Raw genomic sequence first — 16,993 nt, 5'->3', positions numbered from 1 at the left:
CCGGAGGACACCCATGCCGCCAGCGATATCCCGCAGGGCCTGGCTCACCGGCGCGACCGGTGGTCTGGCCGCCGCCGCCCTCGCCACCGGCCCCTTCGCCGGCCGTTCCCGAGCCGCCACCCGGCCCTCGGCCACCCCCAAGGTCCTGGTCATCGGCCTGGACGGCGCCGGCCGCCTGGACCGCGTGAAGGACGCCGACACCCCCGCCCTCGACGGTCTGATGGCCGCCGGCATCACCGCCCCCACGAGCCTCTACGCCGCCCCCATGGCCCGTACGGAATCCGCCCCCGGCTGGTCGACGATCATCACCGGCGTCTGGCCCGACAAACACGGCGTCAAGGACAACAGCTTCACCGGCGCCGACTACACCACCTACCCCGACTTCCTCACCCGTATCGAGCGGGCCCGCCCCGCGCTGCGTACCTACGCCATCGCCTCCTGGGCCCCCATCCCCGACCGGATCTTCTCCGCCGAGGTCGACACCCGCATCGCCACCCCCGAGGCGGAGTACGACAAGGGCACCACCGCCCGCGCCGTGGCCCAGCTCAAGGACGGCAACCCCGACGCGGTCTTCGTCCAACTGGACAACGTCGACCACGCGGGTCACTCCTCGGGCGCCGCGAGCCAGGCCTATCTGGACGCCCTGCACGGCGCCGATGCCCAGGTGGGTGAACTGCTCGCGGCCCTCAGGTCCCGCCCCTCCTACGGCTCCGAGGACTGGCTCGTCCTCGTCACCGCCGACCACGGCCACACCGACCCCGGTGGCCACGGCGGCTCCACCTGGGCCGAACGCCAGACCTTTGTGATCGCCACCGGTTCCGGCCTCCCCGCCGGCACCCTCCGCAACGACGTACGGCTCGTCGACATCGCCGCCACCGCCCTGCGCCACCTCGGCATCCCCGCCTACCCCGCCTGGAAGCTGGACGGCCGCCCCCTCCACGAGTCCTTCGCCGACGACTTCGACGCCCTGCGCACGGAGCTGGGCACGGCGGTGGACGAAACCGGCCTGGACGGTTCCGTACTGGGCTTCACCCACACCCCGCCCGCCGGCTGGTCGGTCGACAACCGCACGATGGGCGGGGGAGGCGTCACCGAGTGGCGCGGCTGGTCCTTCACCACCGACGAGTTCTGGACCAGGGCCGCCCCCGACCAGCAGCGCGAGTCCAACGTCCGCGCCCGTGGCGTCTTCGCGGTCGCGGACGGCGACGAATGGTCCGACAGACCCGTCACCGGAACCTTCGACTCCACCCTCATCACCCCGGCCTGGCCGCTCCCCGACGCCACCACGGCCACCCTCACCTACACCACCCACTACCTCCAGGAGGGCACCCAGAAGGCCGAGGTCCTGGTCTCCTACGACGACAGCACCCCCACCCCCCTCACGACCTACACCGCCGATGCCCTCGCCCGGTGCGAGACCCTCGCGCTCAATGTCCCGGCCGGGGCACGCAGCGCCCGGTTCCACTTCCGGTACACCGGGGGCAACGACTGGTACTGGGCGATCGACGGGGTCAAGCTCACGACGGGCTGACCCGGATTCCCCGTGATCGGCGGGGGCACGGTCGCACCCCCCTGACTTAGGGTGGGCACGTCGGCCGCACGTGCGAGCCGCGGGCCACCCGGGTGACCCGGGGCGGGCGGCCGACGCATCGGGTCTACACGTACGGCAGGAGTCCGGCAGTGGCAGAGCGCAAGCCGATCGAGTCATGGCTCACCGATATGGACGGCGTCCTGATGCACGAGGGCATCCCGGTCCCGGGGGCTTCCGCCTTCATCAAGCGGCTGCGCGAATCGGGCAAGCCGTTTCTCGTACTGACCAACAACTCCATCTACACCCCGCGTGACCTGCAGGCCCGCCTGAACCGCATCGGTCTGGAGGTGCCCTGGGAGTCGATCTGGACGTCCGCGCTGGCCACCGCGCAGTTCCTGGACGAGCAGCGGCCGGGCGGCACGGCGTACGTCATCGGGGAGGCGGGCCTGACCACCGCCCTGCACGACATCGGCTACGTCCTGACCGACCACGCCCCCGATTACGTCGTGCTCGGCGAAACGCGGACCTATTCCTTCGAGGCGCTGACCAAGGCGATCCGGCTGATCAACGACGGGGCCCGGTTCATCGCGACGAACCCCGACGAGACGGGCCCCTCGCCCCAAGGGCCGCTGCCCGCAACCGGGTCGGTGGCCGCACTGATCACCAAGGCGACGGGCGTCGAGCCGTACTTCGTCGGCAAGCCCAACCCGCTGATGATGCGGCACGGACTGAATGTCATCGGCGCCCACTCCGAGACCTCCGCCATGATCGGCGACCGGATGGACACCGATGTGCTGGCCGGCCTCGAGGCGGGCATGGAGACGTTCCTGGTGCTGACCGGCCTGACCCGGCCCGAGGAGATCGAGCGGCACCCGTTCAGGCCCTCCCGGGTCGTCGACTCCATCGCGGACATCGTCGACCTGGTCTGACCGGCCGACCGGCCGGCCGGGCGGCACACGCCCGGACACTCACTGGAACGGTGCAGCGCCGGGCCGTCCCGGATGCGGACTGCCCCGCGCGGGCGGACCTTCGGAGTATTCGGAGGTTCACCATGGGCTCACCGCAACTGATCTTCTGTGCCGCCGTGGCGGCGTGCGTGGTGACGACGGCGCCCGCGTATGCCGATGACGAGCGCGGCGCCGCAACCGGAACGGTCTCCGTCACCCCCGCCGCGGCCGCCCCCGGCGCCGCGGTCACCCTGCATCTCAGCGGCTGCGACGCCGCGAAGGCCACCGCCGAGTCGCCGGCGTTCGCCGCTACGGTGCCGCTGGCCCGCACCGCCGGGCGGGACGGCCACGGCCTGGCCGGCGGCGCCCGGATCCGCGGCAAGGCCGCGCTCGGGACGCATCCCGTCACCGTCGCCTGCCCGGCGACGGGCGGCCGCGCGGCGTCCGCCACCGCCACCGGGACGGTCCGGGTCCGGGTCCGGGTACACCAGGCACCTTCCTCCGATCCGGCCTCCTCCGAACGGGACTCGTCCGAACGGGCCGCCGCCCATCGCGAGCTGAGCAGCACTTCGGCCGTCGGTCTGGTCCTGTCCGGGGGCGCGCTCCTGGTCGTCGCGGGGCAGGTGCTGCGCCTGCGGCTGCGGCTCCGGCGCGAACGGGAAGGCGGGGGTGGCGGGGACGCGAGCTGAGGGGGAGGCGGCACGCCCCCGCGCGTCCACGCCCCGGGGGCCAGGCGCGCGGTTGTCCCCCAGCTTGCTTCGATCGCCCCAAACGGTTGTCCACAGGCCGAGTTGGGTCCGCCCGCCATGTGCCACGATGAATGCGGTCGGCGATCTCGTGCCGGCCGGGATCTGTGCTCCGAGGGGGAGTGGATGTACAGCGACGGAAGTCTTCGGGGGGCGGCCGTGGCCGGACCACCAGGCGTGCTACGGCCTCAACGGGTGCTCCTGCTCCCGTTCCTTCTCACACTCGCGGCCCTGCTGCTCACCGGCTGCACCTCGTCCGACGACGACCAGGAAGAGGGCAGCGGAGTCCCGCCCCGCCCCACCCAACGCCCCAGATCCATCGCCCCGTTCTGGGTCAACCCCGACGGCAAGGCGGCCCGCCAGGTCCGCACGTACGGCAAGGGCGGCAGGACCGACGACGCCTGGCTCCTGCAGAAGATCGCGGCGCAGCCGGTCGCCGAGTGGATAGGCGTCGACGACCCGGAGGGCCAGGCGCGCGGCTTCACCGAGGCGGCCGCCAAGGCGGACCGGGAGGCGCTGCTGGTGCTCTACAACATCCCGCACCGAGACTGCGGCAGCTACTCCCGGGGCGGCGCCGCGGACGGCAATGCGTACCGGGCCTGGCTGGACGGCGTCCTCAAGGGCATAGGCGACCGCGCCACCACCGTCATCCTGGAGCCCGATGCTCTGCCGCACATCGCGGACACCTGCACCCCGCCGCAGTTCCACGAGGAGCGCTACGCCCTGCTGACGGAGGCGGTCGGCAAGCTCAAGGGGCTGGCGCACACCAAGGTCTATCTGGACGCCGGCAATCCGCACTGGATCAGGGACGCGGGCCGGATGGCCGAGCCGCTCAAGCGGGCCGGCATCGACCGGGCCGACGGCTTCGCGCTGAACATATCCAACTACCAGACCACCAAGGAGAACACGGCCTACGGCAAGCGGCTGTCCGCGCTGGTCGGCGGCAAGCCCTTCGTCATCGACACCAGCCGCAACGGCAACGGACCCACCCCCGGCGGCGACGACCCGGAGAACTGGTGCAACCCGCCCGGCCGCGCCCTGGGCACCCCGCCCACGACCAGGACCGGCGACCCGCAGATAGCCGCCTACCTGTGGATCAAGCGACCGGGCGAGTCGGACGGCACCTGCAAGAAGGGGCCCAAGGCGGGCGAGTGGTGGCCGCACTACGCCCTGGAACTGGCCCGCAATGCCAAGAGGTAGCGCCGGGAGACGGCGTGACGCCGGCGACGGAGGCTAGCCCCCCGCCCCCGGCGCCGCCACCTTCACCCACACCGCCTTGGACGGAGTCCCCCGCCCATCGACCGCATGGAGCATGTACCAGCCGGGCGGCACCAATGACGGGTCCGTGGGCAGGGTGACGGTCACCCCGTCCGCCGTCTTGGTGAAGTCCAGGGCGATGGAACGCTGTTCGACGTTGGTGACATGGGTGAACGAGCCGGGCCGCAGCAGCCGCATCTTGGTGATCGTGGCGCCGTGCCGGGTCCCGTACGTCACCCGCCCGCCCAGCGGCACCGTCCTCGGGCCCGGATCCGTCAGCTGCGGCCGCGAGTCGCGGAAGAGGTACGGCGGCGTATAGAGGTCGATCTGCTGCTGGAACACTCCGGGCTTGGTGTTGTCCTTGTCGGCGTAGAGCGAGTCGGAGCCGAAGGTCATCACCCGGCCGTCAGGCAGCAGCAGCGCACCGGAGTGGTAGTTCCGTCCCACCAGCGGATCGGCCACCTGGCGCGCGGTGTTGGCCCGTGGGTCGTACAGCTCGGCCTTGAGGATGTTGGAGTCGCTGCGCCCGCGGTAGTCGCCGGAGCCGTTGGTGGTCAGCACCGAGTCGTCCGGGAGGATCACGCTGCTGGGGTAGCGGGCCTTGGCGTAGAGGTCGGGGCCGTCCTTGAACCGCGGGCTGGGGTCGTGCAGGTCCACGATCCGCGTCCTGGCGGTCGCCCGGGGATCCTCGCCGACCCCGCCCCCGCCGAGCACCATGTACCGCTGTTCCTGGGCGGGCGGCAGCAGCACGGACATCGACGTCTCCAGGATGTCCGGGTCGCTCATCCCCGGTACGGCCTGGAAGGCGTTCGACCTCAGATCCCAGATGCCGGGCTTGCGGCCGACGTTGTCCGGGCCGTAGCCCGCGTTGGAGCCGGTGTAGAAGATCCGGCCCTGGTCGGTGAGGAAGAGGGCGGGATAGGTGGGGAAGAAGCGCCGCTTGGGGAGGTAGGTCCACTTCTTCGTCCGCGGGTCGTAGACCTCGTTCTTGCCGGGCACGACCTGCCCGATGTCGTCCAGGCCGGAGACCGAGAGGACCTTGCCGTCCTGAAGGCTGGTCAGCGTCGGATACCAGCGGGCCTCGTTCATCGGGTCGACGGGCACATAGCGCTCGGCCACCGGGTCGAACTCGAAGGAGTCCCTGATCCCCTGGAAGTCCTTCTTGTCGAAGGACAGCTTCTGCGCGATGCCGTAGAGATTGCGGGCATCCACGCCGGTCAGGCCGTGGATACGGTAGCGGTCCTGGGCGCCGGTGGAGTACGCGCGGCCGTCCTTGAGCGCCTCGACATAGACCCGCGCCTCGCTGTGCGTCACGGTCACCTTGCCGGTCACCGGGTCCTTGGCCTTCTTCGCCCGCGGCACCACCACCGGGTCCTTGGACGTGAACGTCCTGCCGTTCTCCTGCCCGGTGAAGAGCGTGCCGGCCGGGAACGTCCGGGGCCCGTCCGGGTTCTCGTTGTAGACGATCATGAGGCCGCCGGCCTTCTTCACGTCGCCGCCCAGCTTCTCGTACCGCCGGGTGCCGCCCGCCACCAGGAGCTTGCCGTCCGGGAGCTGGGTGTGCCCGGAACAGAAGAGGTCCTTGGGGGTGTCGATGTTCTTGAAGGTGTTCTTCTCCGGGTCCCACAGGACCGTACGGAACGACTTGGCGCGGAAATTGGCGGCGTTGTTGCCCGACCCGGCGACCAGCAGCACCTTCCCGGTGTGCAGCAGGGCCGCATGGATGGTGTTGATGCGGTACTTGTCCGGGACGTCGACGACGTCCCAGTGGCCGTTCGCCGCCTTGTACTCGGGCTTGTTGATCTCGTACCGGTGATACTGCTCCGAGGCGAAGTCGTAGAGCGCCGGCCCGTTCATCCCGGCCAGCGCCAGAACCACCGCCGTCGCTATCGCCACTCTGCGGGCGCGGCGGCCCGGACGGTACTTCATGTCTGACGTCCCCCAAAGGCGATCTGCAGGGTCTGGTCGGTGGTCTGGCCGGCGTCGGGGGCGCCGGAGGGCTCAGCGGCGGCCGGACCGGGCGGCCCGGTGGCGGCCCTCCGCTTCTCCCTCCGTACGGAGGCCCGCCAGGCAACGATCGGCGCGGCCGTGATCAGCAGTGCCAGCGCCGCCCACGTGATCATCGCCGGATGGCTGTGCCCCAGGAGGAACGAGGCGCCCAGCGACCCCCCGAAGATCACAAGGAAGAACAGATGCACCCGGAACGTCCCGAACAGCGTGTCCGGACTCGACGCATCGCCCTTCGGCGTCACCACGAACCTGCTTTTGCGCCGCAGTACCGCATCGAACAGCGACCGGGCGTAGATCGGCGCGGACAGCGCGGACATCACCATGCCGGCGATCCCGCCCGACCCCTGCGGTTCGTGCGGCGAGACATTGTGCCGCCGGTTCCAGACGTACAGCCCGATCTGCAGCGCCGAGGCATTGCCGTAGAGCATCATCCACACCGACGGGTCGATCTGGACACCCGAGGCGCCCAGCCCCAGGAACAGCGCACAACTGAGCGCCGCCAGGATCCAGTTCAGTGCCGACATCGGATAGAAGATCACCATCATGGTGTAGTTGAAGAGCCGGCCCGGCGGCAGCGTGAACGGCGCCTTCCAGAACTGCTTGAGGATCGTCTCGTACGTCCCCCGCGACCAGCGCAACTGCTGGGTGAAGAAGTCCGTCCAGGCGGTGGGCCCCTCACCGACGGCGAGCACATCCGGCGTGTACACCGACCGCCATTTCTTCCCGGTCCGCGGATTGCGGTGCCGGTGCATCTCGAACCCGGTCGCCATGTCCTCCGTGATGGAGTCGTACAGCCCGCCTATCTGGCGGAGTGCGCTGATCCGTACGGCATTGGACGTGCCGACGAACATCGGCGCGCCGTAGCGGTTGCCGGCCCGCTGGATGAGCGCATGGAAGAGGAACTGCTGCGACTCGGCGGCCTTGGTGACGAAGGTGTCGTAGTTCCCGTACACCTGCGGCCCGATGACGAATCCGACGTCCGGGTCGCGGAAGAAGCCCAGCATCCGCTCCAGGTAGTTGGGCAGCGGGACATGGTCGGTGTCGACCGAGGCGAAGTAGTCGTAGTCGTCACCGTGGGCCTGCAGCCAGGAGTTGTAGTTGCCGTGCTTGGTCCTGGCACGGTACGGGCCCTTGGGCCGGTTCCACTCCGCTATGTCCTTGCGGGTGAAGTGGTGCACGCCCAGTCGCCGGCAGACCTCCTTGACCTCGGGGTCGTCGCCCTCGTCCAGCAGCCATACGTGCAGCAGCCCGCGGTGGCGCACCTTGACCGCCGCCTCGAGCGTCTTCGTCACCATGGCCAAAGGTTCCTTGCCGGGCACGAAGGAGGTGAGGAAGGCGACGCGGGTGCCGTGCTCGGGGACGACCGGGATCGGGTCGCGGGCGACGAGGGTGGCATGCGCATTGGAGAGCACATTCATGCACCGGAAGAACTCGATCAGCCCGATGGAGACGAGCATGACCACATCCAGCACCGGCAGGAACTCATAGGCGGGGTAGTCACGTTGGGTCCAGTGGGCGGGCTGCAGCAGCCAGGCCAGCAGCCCGAGCGAGACCAGCGGCGCGGCGCCCAGCAGCAGGGCCGCCCGGATGCGGTGCGGCTCGTCGGCGAGAAGGGAGCGGTAGCGGACCTTGTACAGCTTGTCCGGGTCGGGCTGGGTGAGCGGACCGGCCAGCCGGCTGTAGTGCTCGTAGTCGTAGCGCGGCAGTGGTGCGCGCTGCTCCTGTCGGCGCTGCCGGTGCAGACGCGGCAGGCGCAGCCGTGTCGTCGCGGACGGGTCGAAGGGTGGCGGCCCGTCGTGCGCGGGCTGCCGGTCGTCGGCATGCCACGGGTCGTGTGGATACGGCGTCCGGGCACCGTCAGGCGGCGACGTCATGAAGTCCATCCCCCCGCACGCAGCATCGGCTGCGTGCCACTAGCTGATGGCCCGAGTCCGCGGTCCCCGTCGACCGACCCGGGCTTCACTGATGTCGACCGCCCTCCGTCGTGAGACGGCTTTGGCGGCGTTCAGGTTGCAGCGGCACCCGAACTGCCTGACCGTCGGCGGATGATGGCGGCCGGGCGTGGTGCAGGACACGCTAGAACGCGCCCTGAAACGCCCGATCGATTTCGGCCGACGGTGCCCCCCTGTCCCGTAAAGCCTTGGCCTTACGTTGGTAATGTCCGGCACCGGCCGGCAGTGATGGACATCGCGGGATGCGGCGAAACGGTGACCCACCGGATAGGCGGGCCGACGGAATCGGGGGCGTCGTGGCGGACGACAGGCACATGATGCAGAACGCCGAGGCGCGGAACCAGACGCGCGATCCCGGCAAAAGTGGTGAACCGGCGCGCCCCGGCGCGGTATGGCACGGCCGCTGCATCCTTGCGCTCGGCGCGCCCGCCCTGGCGACGCTCGCCGCCTGCCTGATCGCCCTCACCGGGTACGTCCTACCGCCGGCCGGGTGACACCGCAGCGCACGTACGGGCCGGCGCTGGACGCGGTGCGCGCCCCCACGGCCGGCCCCCGGGCCCCGGTACTGGCCACACTCGCCCCCTCCCGCTGGGTCCGGGCCCGCTTCGCCGCCTTCGCCGTCGCCCTGCCCACCGTCCCCGTGCTGCTCCGGGCCCTGGCGGCGGGCGAGCCGGCCGCTATCGGTGCCTGACCCTGCACGCCGAGGCGGGCCATGTCCCCCTCAACCTCATCGCCTCGGCCGAGCTTGCGGCCCCTGCTCCTGGGGCGTGGAGGGCCGGCTGCTCTGGGGGCCCGACACGTCCAAGGGGGGAGGCCGCCGAGGCCAAGGGGCAGCCCGCCGCCGAGTCTGGCCGGGCACGGCGCCGGTCCCCGCACTCCTTGGCTTGATCGTCTCGGTGGCCGCCATGGGCGCACCGCTGCTTCCGGCCGACGGGGCCGGCACATCTGGACGGCGATCGCCGCCGGCCTTGCGCCGCCGGCCTCGCGCTGCCGGTGGGCGCGCTGGGGCGCGGCGACTGAGCTCTCAGCGACCGAGGCTGCACGCGGCCAGGGGCTGCAATGACTGAGGCCCCTCGCTTGGCGAGGGGCCTCAGTCCTACGTGCGCCGCCAGGGACTCGAACCCCGGACCCGCTGATTAAGAGTCAGCTGCTCTAACCAACTGAGCTAGCGGCGCGCGCTGACCTGAAGAACTTTACACGAACTTCGGGGGTGCTCCGTACCCACGTCCGAACCACCCACACGCACGATATGCGTGACCCGTGTCACAGACTCGGCCGCGTGCCCGGCCGAAAACCCCGTCACCTCGGGACCTTCGGCCGACGGGTACCCCGAATCGGCCCATGAGGATCGGGTTCATGGCCGTAGCGCACCGCTTGCCCGTCAACATGCGCCATCAACCCCCGGTTGAGAGGCTGAAGCAACGCCGCGGCGGGCGTGTCCGACGCCGAGGCGGGAGCCGTACAGGAAGCCCTGAACGAGCCCGGAGGGAACTGACATGGGAGCGCCGGGAAGTGCCATAGGCGGCCGCGGAGGCGGCCACCGGGGCGGTCGCGCACCGCGGTCCCCGCAGGCCGGCGCCACGCCCACGTCCGGCGCAATCACCGGCCCGGATTTCACCGGCCCGGAAATCACCGGCCGGAGGACTCCCTGCTTCCCGCCGCCGGCCCGGCATCAAGCCGGGCGCGGCCCGGCTTCCCCTGAGCGTGCGGACGAGGCTCCGGGCGGCGCGCCCCCGCTCGGCCCGCCCCCGCACCCGGGCCCTCCGGGTTCCCCGTGGACGACGTCCCCGGATGGCGTCCGTCACTCCTCCCCCACCTCCTGCAACCCCACCGCGCGCGTCGACGTCTGCTAGGACGCGCGCCCCGGAATCGGGTCTCCCGGGACTCGCCCCTCCTCGGAAAGGTTGATCGTCGTGGTGTCGACAGCCAAGCGCACACTTGAGATGCAGCTCCTCATAGGACCGCACGACGCGGTCCCGGTGGCCGGCCGGTTCAGCTACCGCAGTGACCGCCCGTATGAGGTCGAGGTCGACTTCATAACCCGCGGCCGGTCGGTCGCCACCTGGCTGTTCGCCCGTGAGCTGCTGCTGGGCGGCCTGCGCGACGAGACCGGAGAAGGAGATGTACGGGTGTGGCCGTTCCGCGGGCCGGGTGGGCAGCGCCGCATCCATATCGAACTGTCCACCGACGACAGCGTCTGCGAGCTGTCGGTACGCACAACGGAGCTGACCGCATGGCTGGAGCAGACGGCGGCCATCGTGCCGCCCGGCCGGGAGAACGAATACCTCGACATGGACACGCACCTGGCCCGGCTCCTCGCGGGAAAGCGCTGATGACGACCATGCCGACCACAACCGACCCCGATCTCATGCCGCTGACCGCTCCCGGCGAGGCGGCCACGCCCCGTCCCCGCCTCGCCGTACCGCCCGCACAGCGCACCCCGGTACGCCGCCCCGCGGACGACGTCACCGGCGCCGCCTCCTCCCTGTCGTCACCTTCACCCTCCTCGCCGTCATCGCCCCCCTGCGGCTCGTCGCCGCACGAAGCCCGCATGCACGGCTTCCTCCCCGAGCGGCCCCCGGTCCGTTCCATGATCGGAACCTGGACCCGGCTGGATGCCATGGCCCACGCCGCGGCCGCCGCCCCCGGCCGTGAGGCCGCCATCGCCCTCGTGGAACGGGCCCACTGCGCCAGCGAGTTGGCCGCCCTGCGGCAACGCGTCTCCCGCCTTTCGCCACGCAACGCGGAAGCCGCCGCCATGCGCGTCGCGGTGATCGCGGTGTCCTGTGGCTGGAACGGCCTCGACCCGCAGGCCCCGGCCGCCCGTCAGGTCGCCGACGAGGCATTCCTCGATCTGTGGGCGGCCGTCGCGCACCGCATCGACCACGACCAGTTCGTCGCGCTGCCCACCCTCGCGCTACGCAACTGGGCCCCCGAACGCAAACCGCGCAAGCACATCCCCATTGACCAACTGGCCCGCACGGAAGCGCTCGTACCGATCGTCCGCTGGGCCCCGGAGGGCCAGCCGCTCAGCCGCCTCGACCGCTTGATGCTGGCCGCGACCCGCCTGGAGGCCCACGGAATCTGGCTCTTCCGTCTCGCCGAAACCCTCGCGGGCCGCGCCCCCGACGACTCCTCCACCCCGACGGCCCTGCGCCGCCTCGTCCGCGTCCAGCACGCCCTGCGCGCCCAACTCCGCTCCGAGGCCGCGGAACTGGCAGCCGCCCCGACGACCCCGCAACAGCGCGCCGTCCTCGGCGCCCTCGCAGAACAGGGTGCCCTGGAACCCCCGGTCCTCCAGGCCGCGGACGCGGTGCTCGGCGTCGGCGGCCGCCGACCGGGCGACGGCCGGCGCCAGCACCTGCGCCGCCACCTCCCGGCATCCCACCGCGCCTGGCTGAGTGCGATGGACCGCCACTGCGCCCCGGTCCGCACCCTCGCCCACCGAGGTGGCCCCGACGCTGCCGTCTACCGCGAGGCCCAGGAATCCCTCATAGCCCTCCGCCGCACCTACACCTCCCTCGTCCAGGCCGCCGCACATCCCAGCACCGCCACGCCCCTGCCGACGGCAGCGTGACGCCCACACCACAAGGGACGACCCCGTGACGGAGGCTTTCGGCATGCGCGACACCGGCCTGCCCATGGCAGCGTGTGCCGCCTCCGCATCCGACCGGTTCGCCACCCCTTGATTGCGCTTGCCATTGGTCTGGACATGCCCAACCATGCTGATTAGTCTGCCACTTGGTCTAGACCGCACTTCATCTGCTCACGGAACTCCCCCCACGTTCTTCAGGAGCGAAGCATGCGCAAACGGATCAGTGCTGCCGTGATCGGCATCGGCATCGTCGGTGTCTCCCTTCTCTCGACAGGCAGTGCTTCCAGCCACGGCTACAGCGACGCGCCCCCCAGCCGTCAGGCGCTCTGCGCCAACGGAACGGTCAAGGACTGCGGTGCGATTCAGTACGAACCACAGAGCGTCGAGGCGCCCAAGGGCTTCCCGGCCGCCGGGCCCGCCGACGGGAAGATCTGTTCCGGCGGGCACGACAACTTCGCCGAACTCGACGACCCGCGCGGCGGCAAGTGGCCCGGCACCAAGCTCTCCCCGGGCCAGGGCTACACCTTCACCTGGCGCCTGACGGCACGCCACTCCACCGCCGACTTCTCCTACTTCATCACCAAGGACGGCTACGACCCCACCAAGCCGCTCACCCGGGCCGACCTCGAACCCGAGCCGTTCATGACGGTGCCGATGGGCGGCGCGCAGCCGGGAGAGACGGTGCAGCATCAGGGCACCGTGCCCACGCAGAAGTCGGGACGCCACATCATCCTGGGTGTCTGGAACATCGCCGACACGGGCAACGCGTTCTATGCCTGCTCGGACGTCGACCTCTCCTGATCCCGTTCCGTGGGGTCTCCCTGCCTTCCCCCGGGGAGGCCCCGACGCCCGGGGCGAGTGCCGAGGAGGCTGGGGGTGACCGGGACTCCAAAACTGACGTAGCGTCAACTATCCTCCGGCGCCATGGCACCCACCCACACCCACAGCAGCACGTTCCCCGGCGCCGGCGCCCCCGCGACCGTCGCGGAGCTGGTTCGCGCGCAGTGGGGCGATCACCGCACCGGCCTCAAGTCCGCCGAGGGCGCCCTCACCCACCATGAGATGGCCGCGGGCGCGGCCGCACGGGCGGCGTTGTTCGGGGAGCTGCTGCCGCGGGGCGCGGAGCCGCACATCGGGGTGCTGCTCGACAACGTTCCCGAGTACCCGCTGTGGCTCGGTGCCGCGGCGCTCGCCGGAGCCGCCGTGGCCGGCATCAACCCCACGCGCCGCGGCCCCGAGCTCGCGCGCGACATCGTCCACACCGAATGCGCGCTGCTGATCACCGAACGCGCCCACCTGCCCCTGCTGGCGGACCTGGAGCTGCCCCTCCCGCCCGAGCGCGTCCTCGTCGTGGACGCCCCGGCCTACCGCGAGCTCCTCGCACCGTACGAGGACGCCCGCCCCGACGGGATCACCGGCGCCGCCGGGGGATCCCCCACCCCCGCCTCCCGGATGCTCCTCTACTTCACCTCCGGCTCCACCGGCGCGCCCAAGGCCGCCATCTGCTCCCAGGGCCGCCTGGCCGCCGCCGGACACTCGCTGGTCGGGTACTTCGGCGTGCGGCCGGACGATGTGCACTACCTCTGTATGCCGATGTTCCACGGAAACGCCGTGATCGCCGGCTGGGCCCCCGCGCTCTCCGGCGGCGCGGCCGTCGCGCTGCGCCGCCGCTTTTCGGCCTCCGCCTTCCTCCCCGACGTCCGCCGCTACGGCGCCACCTACTTCACCTACGTCGGCCGCGCCGTGCAGTATCTGCTCGCCACCCCGCCCGCCCCCGACGACCGCGACAACCCGCTCCGTACGGGCTTCGGAACCGAGGCGGGGGCGGTAGACGCCGCTCGTTTCGCGGACCGGTTCGGTGTGCGCCTGATAGAGGGGTACGGCTCCTCCGAGGGCGGCGCCGCGCTCCAGCGCTCACCGGGCACCCCGCCCGGCGCCATCGGGCGGCCCGCGCCGGGCGACGATCTCGCCGTCGTCGACCCGGAAACCGGCGCCGAGCTGCCGCGCGCCCGCCTCGACGCCGACGGCCGGCTGCTGAACGGGGACCAGGCCATAGGGGAGCTGGTCAACCGCGGCCGCAGCTCCTTCGAGGGCTACTGGCGCAACCCGGAGGCCACCGCCGCGCGCACCCGCCGCCTGCAGGGCCGGGCCGGCTCCGGCTGGTACTGGACCGGCGATCTCTTCTTCCGCGACACCGAGGGGTTCTTCCACTTCGCGGGCCGTGCGGACGACCGGCTGCGGGTGGACAGCGAGAATCTCGCCGCCGCGATGATCGAGAACATTCTCGCCCGCTACGCCCCGGCCACCGGCGTCGCCGTGTACGCCGTGCCCGATCCGGTTGCCGGCGACCAGGTGATGGCGACCCTCGCGCTCCGCGACGGCGCGGCGTTCGACCCGGAAGGGTTCGCGGCCTTTCTCGCGGCGCAGCCCGATCTCGGAACGAAGATGGCGCCGCGATTCGTACGGACCGTGGCCGCTCTCCCGGTGACCGCCACCAACAAGGTGCACCGGGCCGCCCTCCGCCGGGCCGGATTCCGCTGCCCCGAACCGGTCTGGTGGACGCCGATGGGGGCCGGACCTGCGGGGACCACGGGACCGGCCGCGCCCGCCGGGAGCACGTACCGCCGCTTCACCGACGAGGAACGTGCCGTGCTGCTGGCCCACTACCGCGATCACGATCGGGCGCACCTCCTGGAGAGGTGAGAACGCCGAAGTGGGCGTCCCCGGAGAACCGAGAACGCCCACTTCACAGGTGCGCCGCCAGGGACTCGAACCCCGGACCCGCTGATTAAGAGTCAGCTGCTCTAACCAACTGAGCTAGCGGCGCGCGCTGACGAAAGAAATACTACCTGGTCCGCAGGGGTGCTCCCGACCATGCCCGGACGGCCCGACGGACGGCCCGACGGACGGCCCGGCGGAGGCCCTGCGGCCCCGCCGGCCCGGTGCCCCGCTCAGATCGCCAGCGACAGCAGCACCGGAGCGGCCTTGCGGTTGAGGGCATCGGCGGCCTGGCGCAGGCGGTGCGCGTGCTCCAGGGGCATGGACAGGGCGAGGCAGCCGACCGTCGAACCGGCGGTGATCGGTACGGCGGCGCAGACCGTGCCGACGGCGTACTCCTGGAGGTCGAGCATCGGGACCGTCGGTGGCTGGCTGTCGAGCTTGTGGAAGAGGACCTTCTCGTTGGTGATCGTCCGGGAGGTGAGCCGGGCGGTCTTGTGGCGCGAGAGGTGGTCTTTCCGGCCATCGTGGTCCAGCTGCGCGAGCAGGCATTTGCCGACCGCGCTGGCGTGGGCGGTGCGGCGGAATTCGGCCCACTCGTTGACCTTCGGGGCCAGCGGGCCGTCGGCGTAGTGCAGGATCTTGACCTCGCCGTCGATGTACCGGCTGATGTAGACCGCCGCACCCACCGAATCACGCAGTTCGTCGAGGGTGACCTGCAGTTTGTCCCGCAGGGCCTGGTGCCGGTCGCGGCCGGAGCCCAGCAGGAGCAGCGATTCACCGACGACATACGCCCCGTCCGAGACCTGGTCCACATAGCCCTCGCGCCGCAGCATCGACAGCATGTGGGCGAGGTGGCCCGTGGGCAGACTGGTTTCGCGTGCGATCTGTGCATCGGTCACGCCGTCGGCGTGCCTGGAGACCGTTTCGAGCACGCGAAGGGCGTACTGCACCGAATGGAACGGCGCGGTCGGCTCGGGCTTCAGCGCCACGGTGTCCCCCTAGCAGGTTGTTACCGCTTGCGTCGTCACCTCGTCGTTGGCCACGGCGGCGCATGCGCGGACCGTGCCCGGACAACGGGGCTCGTATCACGATAGCGGTCAACGGCCCTCGATGGAGGGGGTCTTGACCGAAAGACGATGCCGTTCACGCGTCTGTGCAGGGGAGAGTTTCCCTGGCATATGCCAAAAGCATGGTCTGAGTCCGGCGGTGCGCCGGGGTGCTGTCCTGTGACATGCCGGAGCCCGGCCCTTTGCAGAGGGCCGGGCTCCGTAGTGCACGACACGGGGGCGCATATGAAGGCCCTTGGGCGTGCGCCGGGGGCGCATCGGTGGCAACGGCGGGGCAATGGTCACCGGAGTCGCAAGAGTCCCAGCTGTCCCATTTCGCCCTGCGTCGGCCGGCGCAACGCCCCCACACCTACCGACCCGCCGCGCCGCCGCCCCAACTGCCGCCTACAGCACCGCGCTCAGGAACTCCCGCGTCCGCTCGTGCGCCGGGTCCGTGAAGATCTGCTCGGGCGGGCCGAACTCGATGACCCGGCCGGCGTCGAACATCATCACGCAGTCGGAGATGTCCCGGGCGAAGTTCATCTCGTGCGTGACACAGAGCATCGTGATGTCCGTGGTGTGCGCGATGTCCCGCAGGACGTCCAGCACGCCGGCCACCAGTTCCGGGTCGAGGGCCGAGGTGACCTCGTCCAGCAGCAGCACCTGCGGCCGCATTGCCAGCGCCCGAGCGATGGCGACCCGCTGCTGCTGGCCGCCGGAGAGCTGGGTGGGGTACTTGTCGAGGTGCTCGGTCAGGCCCACCAGGTCCAGCAGTTCGCGGGCCCGCTCCTCCGCGGCGTCCTTGTCCAGGCCGAGGACGTGCACCGGCGCCTCGGTGATGTTCCGCAGCACCTTCATGTTGGGGAAGAGGTTGAACTGCTGGAAGACCATGCCGATGTTCTTGCGGATCGCGCGGCTGTGCTTGTCGCTCGACGGGACGAGCTTGTCACCCTTCTTTTCGTGGGTGAGGTACTCGCCGTTGAGCGTGATGGTGCCCTCGTCCGGCTTCAGCAGCGTCATCATCAGCCGCAGGATCGTGGTCTTGCCGGAGCCGGACGGGCCGATCAGCGTGACGTGCTTGCCGGAGTAGACCTTCATGTCCAGCGAGTCGAGGACGGTGTGCGAGCCGAAGCGCTTGGTGACCTTGTCGAAGCAGATCAGCTCGCTGCCGTCGACCGCCGGGTTGGC

General features: G+C 70.9%; 14 protein-coding genes and 2 tRNA genes. 10 read left to right on the top strand and 6 right to left on the bottom strand.

What is annotated here, in order from left to right; genetic code table 11:
* The first annotated feature begins 13 nt into the window (after positions 1-13).
* The 4 genes from AB0D04_RS20890 to AB0D04_RS20875 all read left to right on the top strand — a co-directional run bounded on the left by AB0D04_RS20890 (position 14) and on the right by AB0D04_RS20875 (position 4,424).
* Positions 14-1,531 (top strand): alkaline phosphatase family protein, encoded by a 1,518-nt coding sequence (locus tag AB0D04_RS20890; protein WP_362705241.1) that lies wholly within the window; start codon positions 14-16, stop codon positions 1,529-1,531.
* A gap of 149 nt (positions 1,532-1,680) precedes the next feature.
* Positions 1,681-2,460, top strand: a complete 780-nt coding sequence (locus AB0D04_RS20885) for an HAD-IIA family hydrolase (RefSeq protein ID WP_362705238.1) — start codon at positions 1,681-1,683, stop codon at positions 2,458-2,460.
* A gap of 122 nt (positions 2,461-2,582) precedes the next feature.
* A complete protein-coding gene (locus tag AB0D04_RS20880; protein ID WP_362705235.1) occupies positions 2,583-3,167 on the top strand; it encodes a hypothetical protein in 585 nt (194 codons plus the stop codon).
* A gap of 252 nt (positions 3,168-3,419) precedes the next feature.
* On the top strand, positions 3,420-4,424 hold the full coding sequence (locus tag AB0D04_RS20875) for a glycoside hydrolase family 6 protein (protein ID WP_362705233.1): 1,005 nt from the start codon (positions 3,420-3,422) through the stop codon (positions 4,422-4,424).
* 33 nt (positions 4,425-4,457) lie between these two features.
* On the opposite strand, the gene AB0D04_RS20870 is transcribed toward AB0D04_RS20875, so the two are convergent.
* Together AB0D04_RS20870 and AB0D04_RS20865 are read right to left on the bottom strand one after the other, a co-directional pair.
* Positions 4,458-6,410, bottom strand: coding sequence for a kelch motif-containing protein (locus tag AB0D04_RS20870; RefSeq protein ID WP_362705231.1), 1,953 nt, complete (start codon positions 6,408-6,410; stop codon positions 4,458-4,460).
* Entirely contained in the window at positions 6,407-8,365 is a 1,959-nt protein-coding gene (locus tag AB0D04_RS20865) for a cellulose synthase catalytic subunit (RefSeq protein ID WP_362705228.1), read from the bottom strand. The genes AB0D04_RS20870 and AB0D04_RS20865 overlap by 4 nt, the downstream gene beginning before the upstream one ends.
* 374 nt (positions 8,366-8,739) lie before the next feature.
* Between AB0D04_RS20865 and AB0D04_RS20860 the strand changes: the two genes are divergently transcribed.
* Together AB0D04_RS20860 and AB0D04_RS20855 are read left to right on the top strand one after the other, a co-directional pair.
* Entirely contained in the window at positions 8,740-8,937 is a 198-nt protein-coding gene (locus tag AB0D04_RS20860; RefSeq protein WP_362705226.1) for a hypothetical protein, read from the top strand.
* Complete coding sequence (locus AB0D04_RS20855; RefSeq protein WP_362705223.1) at positions 8,934-9,134, top strand: hypothetical protein; 201 nt, start codon at positions 8,934-8,936, stop codon at positions 9,132-9,134. The genes AB0D04_RS20860 and AB0D04_RS20855 overlap by 4 nt, the downstream gene beginning before the upstream one ends.
* A 410-nt stretch (positions 9,135-9,544) precedes the next feature.
* Here AB0D04_RS20855 and AB0D04_RS20850 read toward each other — a convergent pair.
* Positions 9,545-9,618, bottom strand: a tRNA-Lys gene (locus tag AB0D04_RS20850).
* Positions 9,619-10,356: 738 nt separating this feature from the next.
* On the opposite strand from AB0D04_RS20850, the gene AB0D04_RS20845 reads away from it, so the two are divergent.
* The 4 genes from AB0D04_RS20845 (at position 10,357) to AB0D04_RS20830 (ending at position 14,741) form a co-directional block, all read left to right on the top strand.
* Complete coding sequence (locus AB0D04_RS20845; protein ID WP_362705220.1) at positions 10,357-10,776, top strand: SsgA family sporulation/cell division regulator; 420 nt, start codon at positions 10,357-10,359, stop codon at positions 10,774-10,776.
* Positions 10,776-12,020: a hypothetical protein gene (locus AB0D04_RS20840; protein ID WP_362705217.1), complete on the top strand. Its 1,245-nt coding sequence runs from the start codon at positions 10,776-10,778 to the stop codon at positions 12,018-12,020. The genes AB0D04_RS20845 and AB0D04_RS20840 overlap by 1 nt, the downstream gene beginning before the upstream one ends.
* 225 nt (positions 12,021-12,245) lie before the next feature.
* Positions 12,246-12,839, top strand: a complete 594-nt coding sequence (locus tag AB0D04_RS20835; protein ID WP_362705214.1) for a lytic polysaccharide monooxygenase auxiliary activity family 9 protein — start codon at positions 12,246-12,248, stop codon at positions 12,837-12,839.
* A gap of 123 nt (positions 12,840-12,962) precedes the next feature.
* Positions 12,963-14,741 (top strand): AMP-binding protein, encoded by a 1,779-nt coding sequence (locus tag AB0D04_RS20830; protein ID WP_362705212.1) that lies wholly within the window; start codon positions 12,963-12,965, stop codon positions 14,739-14,741.
* Positions 14,742-14,791: 50 nt separating this feature from the next.
* Here AB0D04_RS20830 and AB0D04_RS20825 read toward each other — a convergent pair.
* The 3 genes from AB0D04_RS20825 to ehuA form a co-directional block, all read right to left on the bottom strand.
* Positions 14,792-14,865, bottom strand: a tRNA-Lys gene (locus tag AB0D04_RS20825).
* A 124-nt stretch (positions 14,866-14,989) separates the two neighbouring features.
* Entirely contained in the window at positions 14,990-15,748 is a 759-nt protein-coding gene (locus tag AB0D04_RS20820) for an IclR family transcriptional regulator C-terminal domain-containing protein (RefSeq protein WP_362705209.1), read from the bottom strand.
* Positions 15,749-16,210: 462 nt separating this feature from the next.
* Positions 16,211-16,966, bottom strand: coding sequence for an ectoine/hydroxyectoine ABC transporter ATP-binding protein EhuA (gene ehuA, locus AB0D04_RS20815; protein ID WP_362705271.1), 756 nt, complete (start codon positions 16,964-16,966; stop codon positions 16,211-16,213).
* Between the last annotated feature and the right edge of the window lie 27 nt (positions 16,967-16,993).

This window comes from Streptomyces sp. NPDC048483, from assembly GCF_040651455.1.
Lineage (GTDB): Bacteria > Actinomycetota > Actinomycetes > Streptomycetales > Streptomycetaceae > Streptomyces.
Note: the sequence above shows the minus strand (reverse complement) of the source record. Positions and strands in the feature narration are given on the sequence as shown.